Raw genomic sequence first — 16,530 nt, forward strand, 5'->3', positions numbered from 1 at the left:
GGAGGTCGAGGGAGGCGCACCCCTCACTGCTGGTCCCGGCCCGTGTTCGCCGGCTCGGGCGTCGGTGCGCCGGGCAGGTCGTCGCGGACGAAGGGGCCGAGTGCGTCCATGAACTCCTCGTGGTTGTCGAGGTAGGAGACGTGTCCGGCCCCGAGGAGCACGGTGAAGCGGCCTTTCGGCAGGCGGCGGGAGGCGTCCCGTCCTTGCCAGACCGGGAACAGGGGGTCGGTGCCGCCCCAGATCACCAGGGACGGCACGGTGATCTCGCGCAGCCGGTCGATCACGAGGATGCTCTCCCGCTGCCCGGTGATACCGCCGCACGCCCGGAACACCTCCAGCGATGTGCGCAGGGACTGCCGTGACCGGGCCAGCACGTACTGGGCCTTCCACGTCATCGGCGGGATCTGCCAGGGCTGCCGCAGGAGCAGCTTGCTGGAGAGGGCGAGCGCGCCGGCTCCGCCGGGGAAGGAGACGACGCCGGAGAGCGCGTCGGCGCCGCGCTTGGGCAGCAGGGCCAGGGCGATCGCGATGGGGTGCACGGCCCGGCCGAGGCCGCAGGCGTTGACCAGTACCAGTCGGCTGACGCGGTCGGGGTGGTCCAGTGCCAGTTCGGCGGCGACGCCGCCGCCGAAGGAGTGGCCCACCGCGATGACGGACGGTACTTCCAGGACGTCCAGGAAGTCGGCGACGAAGGCCGCCATGGTGACCGGGTGCACGTCCACGCCGGGACTGGTGCCGCCGAGTCCGGGCAGCGACAGGGCGATCACGCGGTGCGTCGTGGCGAGTTCGCCCATCACCCGGAACCAGTTGCGGGCGTCGGAGGCGATGCCGGGTATCAGCAGGACGGCCGGTCCTTCTCCGGCTTCGTAGTACAGGGTGGACAGTCCTCGTACCAGTACTCGTCGCTTCCTCGTCCAGAGATCACTCACGCGTTGTCTCCTCGACCATGGGTGGGCACGAACATGCGGGGTGGTGATGTCATCGGGAGGGGGCAGGGTGTCCCCGGAGTTCTCAGGTGAAGACCAGTTCCTCGGTGAGTGCGTCTCGTCCGGCCAGCCACAGCCCCAGGGCCTCTCGGGTGCCGTGGATCTCGGCGCCGCCGGTCACCGTGGGGCGGCCGAGCCGGGGGTACCCGTCGGTCGGCACCACCCGGTAGCGCAGTATCCGGAGGTTGGTGAGGGCGCTCAGCAGCGCTCCGTCCCAGAGGATGTACGTGGGGATGGCGTCGGGCAGGTCCCGGACGAGTCCGAGGCCGCGCACGATGTCCTGGTGGTGGACCGCGAGGTCGCCCAGTGCGACGACCCCGCCCAGCCGGCTGGTCAGGGACGGTTGTTCCGCCCAGACGCGGGCCCGGTCCATCAGGGTCTCGCGCGGCAGGCGCCGGGCGCGGGTGATCTGTGCCCGGTTGGCCGTGTGCAGGAACGGGCCGAACGGAAGATAGGACCTTGCCGGATCGTCCACCGCCAAAAGGTGTCCGAGGATGTCCCGGGGTGTCCATTTCTCGCAGAGGGTGGTCCCGGACGTGAACTCCTCGTCGGAGAGTGAGTCCAGTGTGGTGATCAATCGGCGCCGTTCGGCGCGCAGTTCCTGATCCAGAGGGAGTGGCATCGGTGCCGCCTTCTGTTCCGGCTTCGGGTGTGGGGGCGACTGGGCCGCGCGGCCGGTGTCGGCGGGGCGCGGGAGCCGCCGGTCAGGGCCGGCCCAGCGCGCGGAGGCTCTGTTCCAGGCAGTGGTGGAACAGCTCGGGGTCGGTGACCGCGGCGGGATCGAGGTTGGTCCCGATGCCGCAGGTGCCGTCGTGGGAGGCCATCGAGACGTTGGCCGCCGCTCCGCCGCGGGGAGCCCAGGCCACCGCCTCGGTCACCCGGCACCCCGCCGCGAACGTGGTCCCGGCGAACCCCGGAACGCTGGTGACCACAAGGTCCACGGCGCTGCGCAGCGCGGGAGGGACGACCCACCGGTGGACCGGTCCGGGAACCCACGAACTCAGGTCGGCCAGGATGGTGTACAGCTCCCTGACCAGGGTGTCACGGGCCTCGGTGATCGCCGTGTGCACGGCCGCCATGCGTTCGGCCTCCGGCATGTCACCGATCGGTCCGGCGATGCGCACCGAGGCGATGATGTTGCCGGGTCCGGTCTCGGCCGGACGCCGGATGTTCACCGGCACCAGCGTCGGCAGGCTGGTGTGGGTCACTCCCCCGTAGGCGTGATAGCGCTGGAACGCCGCCAGCACGGTGGCGACGTAGGCGGATGTCACGGAGACTCCCGCGGCCTTGCCCGCCGCTTTCAGGTCGGCCAGGGGCACGGTGGCCATGCCGCAGCGGACGTCGGCACTGCGCTCCCGCAGCAGCGGTGAGGGCACGACGGGGGCGAGGAGTCGCGCGGCCGAACTCGCGGCCAGACGGAACCGTGTACCGCCGGCGCGGGGCGTCGTCAGCAGCTTCACCGCCTCGCGCAGGGTGGCCTTCGCGCCGTTCGCGACACCGTGTCCGGCCGAGGCCGGCGAGCCGCGCCCGGTGCCCGGAGCCGGAAGGGCGGCGGCCCGGTGCCGGGGAAGGCCGTCGCCGGTCAGGTGGCCTGCCGCGGCCTCGGACAGGAGCCTGTTCATGACCGAGACGATGGTCACCGCGTCCCCGACACTGTGGTGCCACTTGAGGACGATCGCCGCCCGGTCCCGCTCGTAGCCCTCGACCAGGGTGGCCTCCCACGGCGGGTGCAGGGGGTCGAAGTCCGTGCTGTTGCGCCACTCCACCAGTTCGAGCAGTTCGCGCGGCCCCGCGGGGTCGGGCAGCCGCATCCGGTGGACGTGCCGGGTGACACGGAAGGAGAGGTCCGGCGTCCACGCCGGGGTCCCGGCCCGCAGCGTGGTCTCGGCCACCCGGTGGGTCAGCCGGGGCAGCCTCCCGACGATCCACCGGCAGCCGTCGAGGAACGCGGTCCAGTCCGGGATCGTGTCGAGGAACCACACCCAGGTGACATGGGGCCGGGTCAGCGGGGTCGTGCCCATGCGCCAGAAGAGGGTGTCCGTGCCGTTCATGGGTCCCGGGGAGGACCATCCGCCGATCGGCTGTGCTTCTTGCACGGTCGTTCCTTCCGGAGGGGCATCGGAGGCGGGGCGTGCGGGGCGGGTCATCGGAGTCCCACCAGTTCCTCGGACCGCTCCCACACCGCGCGTTGCAGTCCGGGCCGGAACCGGTGGAGGGCCGGTGGCAGCAGGACGGCTCCGGGGACCGTGGAGTGGAACTCGCCGCTGCGGCCCGCGTACGACCTGTCGCCGGCCAGTCGGAGGGCGGGCTCCGCGCCCTGCCGCGCGTCCCGGACGGCCGGGGTGCGCCGCGCGAGGGAGAACAGGGCGGTGCCCAGCGGGATGTTCCTGACGAGGCCGCTGGAGACCAGGCCGGGGCAGTACGCGTGGGCGCTGATGCCCCGGGCGCCCCACCTGCGGGCGATCTCCTGGGTCACGAGGACGTTGAGCAGTTTTGAGCGCGCGTAGACCGACAGGGAGCCGACCGGTCCGTAGGAGCCGGGGTCGGCGAAGGCGCGGGGATCGATGCGCACCACGCTCCGGTGCGATTCGGAGGCGACCGTCACGATACGGGAGGGGGCGCCGCGTTCCAGCAGGTCCGCCAGCAGGTTGGTGAGCAGGAAGGGCCCCAGGTGGTTGGTGGCGATCATCCGGTCGAAGCCGTCGGCGCTGACGGCCGGTCGCAGGTCGTGCGTGCCCGCGTTGTTGACCAGGACGTCGAGACGCGGCAGCGCCCGGCAGATCTCGTCGGCCGCCCTTCGGACGTCGGCCAGCACCGACATATCGGCGACGAACATCCGGACGTCGGCGTCCCGGCGCTCCCGGCGCAGTTCGGCCAGGGTCGCTTCGCCGCGGCCGCGGTCACGGCAGACGAACGCCACCCGACCGCCCGAGGCGACGAGACCGCGTGCGATCTCCTTGCCGATGCCCGAGGTCGCTCCGGTGACCACGCAGTACTTGCCGTTCATCGTCTACCTGTCCTTCGCGTCGGGAGCGGTGCGGTGGTGCGCTGCCGGTAGGTGCCGACGCCGGGCGGCCGGACGGGCTCGGGCCTCCTCCGCCGGTTCATGCGGCCATCTCGACCAGCGTCGGGCCGGACATCTCCAGCAGCACCCGGCCCTCCGCCGTAGCGGCCCGGAGGACGCCGTCGGCGTCGCGGGACACCCGCAGCGAGTGTCCGTGGCGCAGCAGCAGGTCGTGGTCGTTCGCGCCGTTCGTGTACAACTCGGCCCGCGCCAGCGCCTGCGGCACGTACCAGGGCCGCTGGTGGCCCGCGGGGCGCAGGGCCGAGGTGCGCAGGGCCGCGTCCATGAGCAGCGCGGGGATCGCCATGGTGCGCAGCCCCGGGTAGCCGGCGAGGTGGGGGGTCCAGGTGCCGTGCGCGGTGGAGGCGTCGGCGGAGCAGTGCGACAGGTTGTGGAAGGGGCCGCGCAGTGAGACGCCGGCGCCGGGCAGGACGTACGGGTCCTGGGCCGGTTCGGCGGCGGGGCCGGCCACGGGTCGCCGGTTCGGCGGCGGGGCCGGTGCGGTGCGGGAGACGAGCACCTCGGCGCGGAAGTGGCGCAGGGCCGCTTCCCGCATCAGGCCGTCCGGTCCGAGGATGTCCGAGTGGACGCTCACTTCGACGGCCGCCCGGTCCTCGTCGCCCGCCGGACGGTGCGCCAGTCGGGCCTTGATACGGAGCGGAGAGGGCTCGCGGCGGTTGAAGGGACGGATGAAGGTGTCGAAACGCGCGTCGCGGAAACCGCTGGCGAACGTCCCCGGCAGCAGGGCCTCGGCCGCCTGGGCGGCGATGTCCAGGATGAAGGTCCCCGGTACGGTCGGTTTGCCGCTGACCAGGTGGTCGAAGAGGTGCGGGTCGCTCTCCGGGTCCATCGGGCAGGCCCATGTGCCGTTGTCGGCGGCGGGGCACGGAGTGCGCCACGCCGGCCAGAGCCGGGCCGCGGGGTGCGCGGGCGGCTCGGTCCGGACCAGGCCGGGCAGGTGGCTGCGCAGCCCTTCCCTTTCCGTCCGTCCCAGGTAGGTGGAGGCACCGCCGGCCCGTGGGGCGGCGGCGAACTCCTGGAGGAACTGGGCGGTGCCTTCGGCGGTGGTGATCGGCGTGAACCGGTGCTGCCGGGAGACGTGTTCCTGGAAGAGGGGGTCGGACCCCATGCCGGTCTGCCGCCACATCGTGAAGTTGACGGTGATTTCCCGGGAGCCGGTGACGGCTTCGGCGGCGGCGTCCAGGTAGGCGTTCCCGGAGGCGTAGTCGGTGTCGCCGGGCGCTCCCGCGGCCCCGGAGAAGGAGCCGATGTTGCACCACAGTGCCGGCTGGTGCGCGCCCAGTGCCGCCTTGAGGTGGAGGCGGCCGAGGACCTTCGTGTCCCGTACGGCGCGGAACGTCTCCAGGCGTTTCTTGCCCAGCAGGGCGGACGAGACCTGTCCTGCGGCATGGATGACGAAGTCGACCCGCTCGTGCGCCTCCCGCACCCGCGCGACCGCCGACAGCACGGCCTCGCGGTCCCGGATGTCACAGGCGAGGTAGTGCACCTTGTGCTCGCCGAAGCGGTCCCGCAGGGCTTGGACGGCGAGGTGTGTCTTGCGCTGTCTCAGCAACGCGTCGGCCCGTGCCACGAGTTCGGGTACGGACGCCTGCGGATGGGCGGCGCGGAGACGACGTATGAGTCCGGCGCGTTCGGCGGCACCCCGGCCGCCGACGGCGTCCTCCAGCTCGGGCGGCAGCGGTCGGGCCGGGGTGCGGCCCAGCAGCCACAGTGCGGGGCGCCTCCGCGCGGGCAGGGCGCCGAGCAGTTCCTGGACGATGTCTCCCGCGCCGCCCGTGACCACACCGACGGGTTCCCCGTCCTCGAACAGTCCCGGTGCCAGGTCCTGGGTCTCCGCCAAGGGCACGGGGTGCAGCGCTTCGATCCAGCGTCGCCCCTGGAGGTGGCGGAGAACGGGCGGTGGCGACGGCCGGGCGCCGCGTTCCCGGGCCAGGCGGCCGAGCAGCGACGGGGTGACCGGTTCGTCGGACGTGAGGGTGAAGGCGACGCTGCCCTCGCGTTCCCAGCGCAGGCTCTTGACGAAGCCGTCGAAGAGCGCGGCAGCGGGGTGGGCCGACCGGCAGCCGGGTGCTCCGCCCAGGAGGACGGCCAGGGAGCTTTCCGGTTCCCAGCGGGGCCACAGGCGCTGGGCGAGGAGGAACACCGCGTCGTGGAGGGCCAGTGCCCGTGGCATGGAGAGGCCGGTAAGGTCCCCGAGTACGGTCAGGTGCGGTGCCGCGGTGTCGGCGACCGCGAGCAACCGGTCGACGTCCGCCGGGGACAGGGACCCGTCCCGGGCGACGGGCAGCTCCGTCACGAAGGAGTCACTGGCTTCGAGGTCTTCGCGGACCCGGTCGCCCGCCGCCGGGTCCGCCAGCAGCACCAGGCCCCGCCGGGGCAGGGAGGCGGGCGCCCCAGGAGCGCACTCGCCCGGAGCCGGGGCGGGCTCGGCGACGAGCCGCTTGCGGTAACGGCGGGTCAGCCGCTCCGGTGCCCGGCCGTCCCGTGGTGCGGATTCCTGGCCGTCCTGCCGTACGGCTTCCTCGCCGTCCCGTGGTGCGGATTCCTGGCCGTCCTGCCGTACGGCTTCCTCGCCGTCCCGTGGTGCGGATTCCTGGCCGTCCTGCCGTACGGGTTCCTCGCCGTCCCGTGGTGCGGATTCCTGGCCCTCCTGCCGTACGGCTTCCTCGCCGTCCTGCCGTTCGGCTCCCCGGCGCGGCGGGGACACCAGCAGGGCGTTGTCCGTGTGGTGGGCCGGGAGCCGGGTCGGCAGGGTCTCGCGCTGCACCGCTCGCAGCAGGGCGACCGCGTGGTCGGCCGCGAGGTAACTCCGGTCCGGTGACCGGGGCCGTTCCCGGCCGCCCTCGCCGAAGGACAGCTTCGCCAGGACGGGCAGTCCGCGGGCCGCCGCGGCTCGGGTGGTGGTCACCGCCAGCAGGAACGCGCCCTCGCCCAGCTTCGTCGCCGCGATGCCCGCCAGAGCCGCGCTCTCCGGGCTTCCGTTGCCGTTGACGGCGACGATGAGCGCCAGCTCCAGCTCGCCCGTGCCGAGGTAGTGGCGGGCCACCCGCAGGGCGGCGAGCGTACTGTCCAGGCCGGCGTCGACGGCCATGGTCGGGCCGTGCAGGTCGTACCGGGCGGCGATGCGCGAGGCGATGACATTGGGCAGTACGCCGGCCTGGGTGTCCTCCGTCGTCGCGGGGTAACGCTGCCGGGTCTTCTCCAGGTGCCGCAGGGCATGCCGGAAGTCCCGGTCGCCGGGCTGCCGGCCGAGGACGGCCGCGGCGTCGTCGGCGTAGCAGCGCACCGCCGTCCCCACCAGCCCGCTCGGTATCCCGGTGTGGGCGGCGATCACCCCGGTGCTCTCCCGGATGTCCGCCCACGGCTCCCCGTGCTCCCGCACGAAGCGCGCCGCCGCCTGCAGGGCCATGAGCTGGCCGGCGTCGACGGACGGCAACGTCCGCGCGGAGAGCCGCGCTTCGGCGGCGGGGGGCGACGGGTAGGGGTGGGGGAAGCGCGCCGCCGGGGCGGTCCCCGACCCGCCCAGCCATTCCTGTACGGCGGTCCGGGGCGGCGCGCCGGGAAGGTGCGCCGACCAGGCGACGAGCGCGAGTTCGCCGGAGTCGGGGCGTACGGCGCGCCCCGATCGGAGGCGGTCGTCGTCGGCCCGGTCGGCGACCAGCAGGTGCGCGTTGGTCCCGCCGAAGCCGAAGGCCGACACCCCCACGACGCGGCGCCGGTCCGGTCGCGGCGCGAACCGCACCGGCCTGCCCGGGACCCTGATGTTCGCTCCGCTCACCCGGGTGACGGGCTCCGCGGCCCCCAACTGCCCGGGTATCCAGCCCTTGCGCAGCCCCGACAGCGCGTGCATGAGGGACAGCACCCCGGCGGTCCAGCCGGTGTGGCCGAACACCGGTTTGTTGCTGCTGGTCCACTGGCCGGACGCCGGACCCAGCTCCGCCACGACCTGGGACTCGACGCCGTCCCCGGCAGGGGTGCCGGTGCCGTGGGCCACGACCCAGTCGACCTGTTCACCGGTGATGCCGCACACCGACCGGGCCCGCTGTACGGCGCGGCGCTGCCCGGCCGGGTTGGGAGCCGAGATGGACTTCCCCCGGCCGTCGGCCGCTCCGCCGAAGCCGAGGAGCACACCGAGGACCTCGTCGCCGTCCTCCCGTGCCCGGCGTACCGTCTTCAGCGTCACCATGCCGGCGCCGTCGCTGAACAGTGTCCCGTCCGAGTCCCCGGTGAAGGCGCGGACCCGGCCCTGGGGGGAGAGACCGCTCAGTTTGGCGAACATCACCGCCATCGTCGGGTCGATGACGTTCACTCCGCCGCAGTACGCGATCTCGCACTCGCCCGCCAGCAACGACTTGCAGCCCAGGTCGACCGCGTAGAGCGAGGAGGCGCACGCGGTGTCGACCACCAACGACTCGGTCACCTGCTCGGTGAGTCCGGTGAAGACCTGGCGCACGACGGCGTCCGGGGTGGCCGCCCGCTCCAGCGGTACGGCGTGGGGGTAGTGGGCGAGCAGGGCGGCCCGCACCTCCTCGTCCAGCGCCTCGCCCGGCCCCGGCCGGGACAGGAGTTCGACCAGGACCGATCCCACGAGGCTCTGGCTGCCGCCCGGCCAGGCGCCCACGTAGGCCCCGCACCGGTCACCGGCCCTGATGCCGACGCCGGTACGGGCCTGGAGGAGCGAGTGACGCAGCCACCGGGCGGCCTGGTCGCCGCGCTTTCCGTCCGCGTCCTGCGCCGCCAGGCGGTGGTGCGGCCGGAAGTCGTGCAGATAGCCGGCCCGGCGGGCGTACGTCCGGTCGGTCTCCCCCCGGTCCGGCGACCAGAAGCGGTCCAGCCGGTAGCGGTCCCCGGGTTCGGCGAAGACGTCGCGGGGGCCGTTGAGCACCCGCCACAACTCGGCGGGGCTGGAGGCGCCGGGGACCGCGACGCCCATGCCCACCACCGCGATCAGCTCGTCGGTTCCGTAGCACGTCATCAGCGGTGTTCCTCCACCAGCTCGGCTATCCTGCCCAGCGTCGTCGCGCGGACCCGCCGCTCGGCGGGCGGTTCGGCCAGGCCGTACTGTTCGCGCACCCGCTGGAACAGGGCGAGCTGCTTGAGGGAATCCACCCCGAGGTCGGCCTCCAGGTCGATGTCGGGGGTCAGCATCTCCGCGGGGAACCCGAGGTCCTGGGCGTACAGGTCCGCCAGTTCGGCCAGCACGTCGCCGTGACCGGGCGGCTCCTGCCGAGCGGGGGGCGCCGACCGCTCGTCGGCGTCGGTGCCGGCGTCGTCCTGGACGGAGCCGGCGGACGACGGGTCCCAGCTCACCGGGAATCCCGCCCCGGTCAGCGAAGCGATCACGTCCTCCATGTCACCCCGGCTGGGCAGGAGGGGCAGCGCGCGGGCGGCGGGCGGCAGCGAGGCCCGGACGATGCCGGTCAGCGCCTGGCGGGCGCCGGCCTCGACGAACACCCGGGTGCCCGTACGGAACAGGGCCAGCAGCCCGTCGTAGAAGTGCACCGGGGACACCATGTTCCGGTCGATCACCTCGCGGGCGTCGGCGGCCGTGCGCACGTACCGGCCCAGGACCGGGGAGAAGACCGCCGTCCGCGGTTCGCTCAGTCGCACGTCGGCCGTCGGCCGTCGAGGCGCGGAAGACGTCCGCGGCGCCGTGCAGCAGCGGATTGTGGAACGCGTACCGGGCCCGCAGCCGGGTGGCCCGGAATCCCAGGCCCGCGGACAGCTCCTCCACCGCGCGCAAGGAGGCCGCCGGCCCGGACAGGACCGTCTGCCCCGGCCCGTTGTCGATCGCCAGGCGGAGGCCGGGGTCGTCGAGGAGGCCCACCAGGTGCTCCACGCGCCACGCGGGCATGTCCAGCGCCAGCAGCCCGCCGTCGGCCGGCTCGGCCCGGTGGAAGGCGTCCGTGCGGGTGCACGCCATGCGGGCGACGTCGGCGACGGAGACCACTCCCGCCGCCGAGAGCGCGGCGAACTCCCCGAAACTGTGGCCGACCAGCACATCGGCCCGTACGCCCACCGCGGTGAGGATCTCGTGGGCCGCCGCGTCGGTGGCGTAGATGGCCAGATCCAGCAGGTCGCTGTTCTTGGCGAGGAGGTCCTCCAACGCGATGGCGTCCCGTTCCAGCAGCAAGGGCGACACGGGCTCGAAACCTCGCTCCGCCGCGACCTGGTCGATGGTCTCCAGCACCTCGACGGCCCTGGGGAAGTGCCGGACCCGTTCGGCGAGGACTCCGGGAAGGTAGGCACCCTGTCCGGGGAACATCACTGCGCAGCGTGGAGACATCACTGACCCTTTCGTGAGGGGGGCGGTACGAATTGCCGCTCATCCGGCGGGGGTGAGCCGCTGAGCGGGTCGGAGCCGGGGATTTCGCCGCGGTCTCGCCGACCGGACGCGAAGTCGCCCGCGCGGTATCGACGGCATGTCACTGCGGGAGGTTGTCATGCCGGAATACCGGTGGGGGGTGCCCGATTTCCCGCAGAGCCGCGGCGAGCACCGTCCTGGTGTCCGCCGGCTGGATGATGGCGTCGATGGCGAGGAGTTCGGCCGCCCGCTGTGGTGTCATCACGTGCTCGCGGTATTCGCTGACGAGCCGGGACCGGCGGTGCGGATGTTCGGCGATTTCACGCCGGTGGATGATGCCGACGGCTGCTTCCGCCCCCATTACGGCGATCTGCGCCGTGGGCCAGGCGTACACCCGGTCGGCGCCCAGTGAACGCGAGTTCATGGCGATGTAGGCGCCTCCGAACGCTTTACGGAGGATGACGGTCACACGGGGCACGGTGGCCTCGGAGAACGCGTAGAGGAGTTTCGCGCCCCGGCGGATGATGCCCTTGCTCTCCTGGTCCCGTCCGGGGAGGAATCCGGGTGTGTCGACCAGGACGACGAGTGGAATTCCGAACGCGTCGCACAGTCGCACGAAGCGCCCGCCCTTGTCGCCGGCGGCGGCGTCCAGCACACCCCCCAGCCGCAGGGGCTGGTTGGCGACGATCCCCACGGACCTGCCCTCCAAGCGGGCGAACCCGGTGATCAGGTTGGGGGCGAAGTGCGGCTGCAGTTCCAGGAAGGACTCGCCGTCCACGACCCCGCCCACGACCGCTCGCACGTCGTAGACCTTGCGCTGTTCCGACGGGACGGCGGGCATGCGCCCCGCCGGACGCCCGGCGACCGCCGGCGGGGTGTGCCAGCAGGAGTCCGGCAGGTACGACAGGACGCGGCGCGCCAGTCCGATCGCGCCGGCCTCTTCGTCGGCCACCAGGTGGGCGAGGCCGGAGTGGTGGCTGTGCATGCGGGCCCCGCCGATCTCCTCCCCCGTCAGGTCCTCGCCCGTCACCTCCTTGACCACGGCGGGTCCGGTGAGGAACATCTGCCCGCGTCCGCTCTGCATGATCACGATGTCGGTGAGCGCGGGTGAGTACACGGCGCCTCCGGCGCACGCGCCGAGGACCACGCAGATCTGCGGGATGCGCCCTGACGCCAGGACGTTCTGCCGGAAGATGGCGCCGTATCCGTCCAGCGCCGCGACGCCCTCCTGTATCCGGGCTCCGGCCGAGTCGACCAGGCCGACCAGGGGATGGCGGGAGCGCATGGCCCTTTGCTGGAGGCGCACGATCTTCAGGGCGTGCGTCTCGCCGAGCGAGCCGCCCAGAGCACCGCTGTCCTGCGCGAACACCGATGCGGTCCGGCCGTCCACCGATCCGGACCCGGTGACCACGCCGTCTCCCTCCGGCCGCGTGCCCAGTCCGCTGAACGGCCTGGCCAGGGCGCTCTTCCCGAATTCGGAGAAGCTTCCGGGGTCGACGAGGCAGGCCAGCCGAGTGTGGGGGGAGGAACGTTTCTGCCGCGCTGTCCCCGGCGAGACACTGGTCAAGGCACCTCCTTGGTGCTCACGCTTGTCCGGCGCCTTGAGACGCCATTTACCCTGCACGGGCCAGACAGGGCAGGAAATTCCCGGAAAGTGACACCGGCGGGCCGGCGTCCGTGTCGGACACCCAATTCGTGAGATGCCGGGAGGTGATTACCCGGGCCATGCCGCTGTCAGGGAGCGGGGCGAAAAGATCTCACAGGTGGGCGGATACAGGCAGAATGCGCTGCGACCTCGCTCACGGTACCCGTTGACTTCGGGCGATAAAAGACAGGCCGGGAGGTTGGCCGAAAAGCAACCTCCGTCTCCGGTGAGCACATCACACCAGTCTCATGGCGGCATTCCTTTCCCTCGCCGGACGGAGGCAGCGCGTTGTTCAAGTCACGAACCCGGCGATCGTGAATGCCTTTTCATGCGCCCCTGCGCACTATTTGGCGCCGGGAGTGTACGGAGGGAGCGGAAAAGCAGGACCCGCGCTCCGGATTGCGTGAACTCCACGGTGGGAAACGTATTGCGCGCCGGGCCGTATTGCGCGCCGGGAGCCGCCGGGTCGGCCGGTCCGGTCCCGCGACCGGCCCGCCACCCTCTCCTGCCGCCCTCTCCTGTCGCCCTCGACGGTGGACTGTCCGCCGACTGCCGCCAGGTCTCACAACAGCGGCGGCGACTTCGTCGTAGGAACGGACAGTTCTACGCGACGTACACACCGCACGCTTCGGAGGAATCATCGCCATGACACGACCGAGACGCCTTCTCCGCCATCTGGCCGCCGCCTTCGGCGCGCTGGCGCTCACCGCGCTGCCGGGGATCAGCGGCCCGCAGGCCGAGGCCGGCACCGACCTGAGGTTCTGGCACTTCAACATGTGCGGGAACGTCTGCTGGCGGCCCGACGCCCCGCACAACTACCTGCCCGGCACCGACTCCCGCGGGGAAGTCACCGTGCGGGCGGCCCAGATCGTGGAATCCGTCGGCAACTACAGCCCGGACATCGTCACCCTCAACGAGGCCTGTTACAGCCAGTACCGCGCCATCCGCGCGGCCCTGGTCGCCCAGGGGTACCACGCGACGTACGCCAGCAGCGGCACCGGCGGGCAGTGCGACGACCACGACGCCTCCGAGGGCGACGGGTTCGGCATGGCCCTGTTCTCCAAGCAGCCCATCGCCACCCCCAGGGAGACGCACAACCTCGGCACCGCGGACCACCCCAATCTCCTGCTCTGCGCCGACACCGCCCTCGGCGCCCGCCCCGTGAAAGCCTGTTCCGTGCATCTCACCGCCGCCTCCGCGGAGCAGCGGGCGGCGCAGGCGACGAACCTGGCGGCGCTGGCCGCCGGGTGGCACGTCACGAAGCCGGTGGTGCTGATGGGGGACTTCAACGCGGAGCCACTGGACCCCGTCATGGACAAGTTCTACAGCCACAGCGGCGGCGAGGGGATCTTCCACGAGGCCGACGAGTCGGACGCGGACTACTCCGCCTCCTGGCCCGCGGGAGCCGTCCGGGGCCGCAGCGGGGAGATCACCTTCAGTTCCGAGGCCACCGATCCCCCGACGCTGAAGAAGATCGACTACATCTTCCTCAGCTCCGCCGACTTCCGGACCGTCGAGGGGGACAGCCTCTACGGCGGCGAGCGGCGCGTCTCCGACCACCGGGTCTACCGCGGGGGTGCCGCCTGGCAGTGAGACCCGGGGCCCGGTCCGGAGCGGTACGGCGGCGGCGGGCCGGGCGTCGCCCGCCGCCGGGACGGCCGAGGAACGGCCGCTTTTATGTTGTGCAGAATATTGACGGCCGTGAGCTTTCTACCTAGGTTCCTCGGGCATCGGCAACAGCCCCAGGAGCCCATCGTGCAGATGTCCCCCTCCCCTTCCGCCGCCGGTCGACCCACCACGGACCACCGCCGGTTGCGCCGGGTGGCCCTGTCGGGCCTGCTCGGGACCGCCGTCGAGTTCTACGACTTCCTCGTGTACGGCACGCTCGCCGCTCTGGTCTTCGGTGATCTGTTCTTCCCCGGCGCCGATCCCGCGGTCGGCACCATCGCGGCCTTCGGCACCTTCGCCGCCGGCTACGTGGCCCGCCCGCTGGGGGGCATCCTCTTCGGCCACTTCGGCGACCGGAGGGGCCGCAAGTCGATGATGCTGCTGACCATGACCCTGATGGGCTGCGGCAGCTTCCTCATCGGCGTACTGCCGACCTACGACTCGATCGGCGTATGGGCACCGGTGCTGCTCGTCGCCCTGCGCGTGATGCAGGGCCTGGCCATCGGCGGCGAGTGGGGAGGCGCCACGCTGATGGTCGTCGAACACGCCGAACGGGGACAGAGTTCCCGGCGCGGCCTGTGGTCCAGCGCCACCCAGCTCGGTGCCCCGCTCGGCTCGGTCCTGTCCACGGGTGTGGTCACGCTGGTCTCCTCGCTGCCCGACGACGACTTCCGTACGTGGGGCTGGCGGGTGCCGTTCCTGCTCAGCATCGTGCTGCTGGCCGTCGGTCTGTTCGTCCGCCTGAAGGTGGCGGAGAGCCCCTTGTTCGAACAAGCGAAGGCGGGGCTCGCCGCGCGGCCGCCGATCGTGGAGGTACTGCGCCGTCCGCTGCCGGTACTGCGCGCGGCCGGAGTGGGCATCGGCGCGTTCACCGCCCAGTCACTGCTGGCCAGCTTCATGATCTCGTACGCCGTCGACCAGGGCTACAGCCGGTCGCAGGTCCTCACCGCCGTGACCGCCGCCTCCTGCGTCGCCCTGCTCGCGCTGCCGGCGGCCTCGGCGCTGTCCGACCGCGTCGGCCGGCGTCCCGTGGTCCTGGCCGGGGCGATCGCCTCGGCGGTGCTCGCCTTCCCGGTGCTCGCACTGGTGGACTCCGGCTCCCCCGGCCTGCTGATCCTCGCCTGCGTGCTCGGGCACGGCATCGCCCAGTCCACGATGTACGCACCGCTGGGCGCCCTGCTCACCGAGATGTTCGGCACCGAGGTCCGCTACACCGGCGCCTCCCTCGGCTACCAGAGCGCGACCCTGCTCGGCGGGGGCTTCTCCCCGCTCATCGCGAGCAGCCTCCTCGCCTCCACCGGCGGTGGCAGCACACCGGTCTCCCTGCTGCTGTGCTGCGGCGCGGCGATCACCGCCCTGACCGTGTGGCGCCTGCGCGAGACACGGACCAACACCCTCGACTCCCCCGCGCCCGGCATCTCGGCGCCCAGCCCCGAAGGAACCCTCCGTTGAAAGCCTCGACCGTCCTGGTGACCCTGGCCCTGCTGGCGTCCGGCGCCCTTCCCGCCCAGGCGGCGACGGCGGGCGGTGACACGCGCGCCGAGGACGCGCGGGTGGAGGGCCGGCTCCCCTCCGGAGCGGCCTATCTGATGGACATACCCGCCGCCTGGAACGGCACCGTCCTGCTCTACAGCCATGGCTACGCCCCCGTCGACTGGCCCAACCCCGCCCAGAACGCGCCCGACGCGACGACCCGGGACGCCCTCCTCGACAAGGGCTACGCGCTGATCGGCTCCTCCTACGCGACCAACGGCTGGGCGGTCACCGACGCCGTCCCCGACCAGCTCGCCACGCTGGACCTGTTCACGCGGCGGTTCGGCACCGCGCGGCGGACCCTCGCCTGGGGCACCTCCTACGGGGGCTTCGTCACGACCATGCTGGCCGAACGGCACGCGGACCGCTTCGACGGCTCACTGTCGCTGTGCGGCATGCTGCAAGGCGGCATCGCCAACTGGAACAACACCCTCGACCCGGTCTTCGCGCTCAAGGCCCTGCTCGCGCCCGGCCAGGACATCCCCCTCACCGGCTTCACCGACCCGGCTCAGGCCCAGGCAGCCGCACGCGCCCTCGGCGCCGAAGTCACCGCCGCCCAGCGGTCCCCGGCGGGCCGCGCCCGTACGGCACTGGCCGCCGCCCTCCAGCACATCCCCGGCTACAACGACGCCGCCCAGCCCGAGCCCGCGCCGGCCGACCGGGACACCCAGCAGGCCAACCAGTACGCCGCCATCGCCTCCCTGCTCCAGTTCCCCGCGTTCGCCTGGCGGCAGGAGGCCGAGCAGCGGGCCGGTGGCAACCCCTCCTGGAACACCGGCGTCGACTACACCGCCATGCTGCGCCGGTCGCCGCTGTACAAGGAGGTGACCGAGCTGTACAAGAGCGCCGGACTGCCGCTGGGCGCCGACCTGGCCGCCCTCAACCGCGCACCGCGGATCTCCGCCGACCGCGCGGCGGTCCGCTGGATGCGCGCCACCAGCGTCCTGACCGGCCGGCTCACCGACCCCCAGCTCACCCTCCACACCACCGGCGACGCGCTCATCCCCGAGTCCGCCGAGAGCGCCTACCGACGGGCCGCGGCAGCGGCCGGCAGCGGCCGTATGCTCGCGCAGGCGTCCGTCGACGCACCGGGTCACTGCACCTTCACCCCGGACGAGACCATCGCCGCCGTCCACACGCTCGAGGACCGCCTGGCCACCGGCCGCTGGTCCACCGACCCCCGCGTCCTCGACGCCCGCGCCCGCGCGGTGGGAGCGACGACCACCGAGCCCCGCTTCGTCCGCCATCACCCGGCGGCGCACCCCCGGCCCTACGACCTCGCCCACCCCGGCGACACCCGGCACTGACC

At 72.6% G+C, this 16,530-nt stretch carries 10 protein-coding genes and 1 pseudogene; 3 read left to right on the plus strand and 8 right to left on the minus strand.

All coding sequences use genetic code 11. The features are described 5' to 3' along the window. Positions 1-23: 23 nt before the first annotated feature. The 8 genes and pseudogenes from ACFY32_RS25315 to ACFY32_RS25350 form a co-directional block, all read right to left on the minus strand. A complete protein-coding gene (locus tag ACFY32_RS25315; protein WP_390675341.1) occupies positions 24-929 on the minus strand; it encodes an alpha/beta fold hydrolase in 906 nt (301 codons plus the stop codon). A gap of 82 nt (positions 930-1,011) precedes the next feature. Further along, the gene (locus tag ACFY32_RS25320; RefSeq protein ID WP_359198089.1) at positions 1,012-1,608 is read right to left on the minus strand and encodes a maleylpyruvate isomerase family mycothiol-dependent enzyme; all 597 of its coding nucleotides are present in this window, start codon (positions 1,606-1,608) and stop codon (positions 1,012-1,014) included. A gap of 82 nt (positions 1,609-1,690) precedes the next feature. After that, a complete protein-coding gene (locus ACFY32_RS25325; RefSeq protein ID WP_390675342.1) occupies positions 1,691-3,082 on the minus strand; it encodes a wax ester/triacylglycerol synthase domain-containing protein in 1,392 nt (463 codons plus the stop codon). A 47-nt stretch (positions 3,083-3,129) separates the two neighbouring features. Next, complete coding sequence (locus ACFY32_RS25330; protein ID WP_359198083.1) at positions 3,130-3,993, minus strand: SDR family NAD(P)-dependent oxidoreductase; 864 nt, start codon at positions 3,991-3,993, stop codon at positions 3,130-3,132. 97 nt (positions 3,994-4,090) lie between these two features. Beyond that, positions 4,091-9,046, minus strand: a complete 4,956-nt coding sequence (locus ACFY32_RS25335) for an SDR family NAD(P)-dependent oxidoreductase (RefSeq protein WP_390675343.1) — start codon at positions 9,044-9,046, stop codon at positions 4,091-4,093. Next, on the minus strand, positions 9,046-9,681 hold the full coding sequence (locus ACFY32_RS25340; RefSeq protein WP_390675344.1) for a phosphopantetheine-binding protein: 636 nt from the start codon (positions 9,679-9,681) through the stop codon (positions 9,046-9,048). Before ACFY32_RS25340 ends, ACFY32_RS25335 begins: the two co-directional genes overlap by 1 nt. Before the next feature lie 46 nt (positions 9,682-9,727). Next, positions 9,728-10,357: pseudogene (locus ACFY32_RS25345) on the minus strand (ACP S-malonyltransferase); the annotation flags it as partial. A 139-nt stretch (positions 10,358-10,496) separates the two neighbouring features. After that, the gene (locus tag ACFY32_RS25350) at positions 10,497-11,999 is read right to left on the minus strand and encodes an acyl-CoA carboxylase subunit beta (protein ID WP_390675345.1); all 1,503 of its coding nucleotides are present in this window, start codon (positions 11,997-11,999) and stop codon (positions 10,497-10,499) included. Positions 12,000-12,665: 666 nt separating this feature from the next. Between ACFY32_RS25350 and ACFY32_RS25355 the strand changes: the two genes are divergently transcribed. The 3 genes from ACFY32_RS25355 to ACFY32_RS25365 all read left to right on the plus strand — a co-directional run bounded on the left by ACFY32_RS25355 (position 12,666) and on the right by ACFY32_RS25365 (position 16,528). Beyond that, on the plus strand, positions 12,666-13,613 hold the full coding sequence (locus ACFY32_RS25355) for an endonuclease/exonuclease/phosphatase family protein (protein ID WP_390675346.1): 948 nt from the start codon (positions 12,666-12,668) through the stop codon (positions 13,611-13,613). A 168-nt stretch (positions 13,614-13,781) separates the two neighbouring features. Further along, positions 13,782-15,140: an MFS transporter gene (locus ACFY32_RS25360; protein WP_390675380.1), complete on the plus strand. Its 1,359-nt coding sequence runs from the start codon at positions 13,782-13,784 to the stop codon at positions 15,138-15,140. Beyond that, positions 15,137-16,528 carry an alpha/beta hydrolase family protein gene (locus ACFY32_RS25365; protein ID WP_390675347.1) on the plus strand — a complete coding sequence of 464 codons (1,392 nt, stop codon included), beginning with the start codon at positions 15,137-15,139 and terminating at the stop codon, positions 16,526-16,528. Before ACFY32_RS25360 ends, ACFY32_RS25365 begins: the two co-directional genes overlap by 4 nt. Positions 16,529-16,530 lie beyond the last annotated feature (2 nt).

It is taken from the genome of Streptomyces sp. NPDC000134 (assembly GCF_042899225.1).
Taxonomy (GTDB): Bacteria; Actinomycetota; Actinomycetes; order Streptomycetales; family Streptomycetaceae; genus Streptomyces.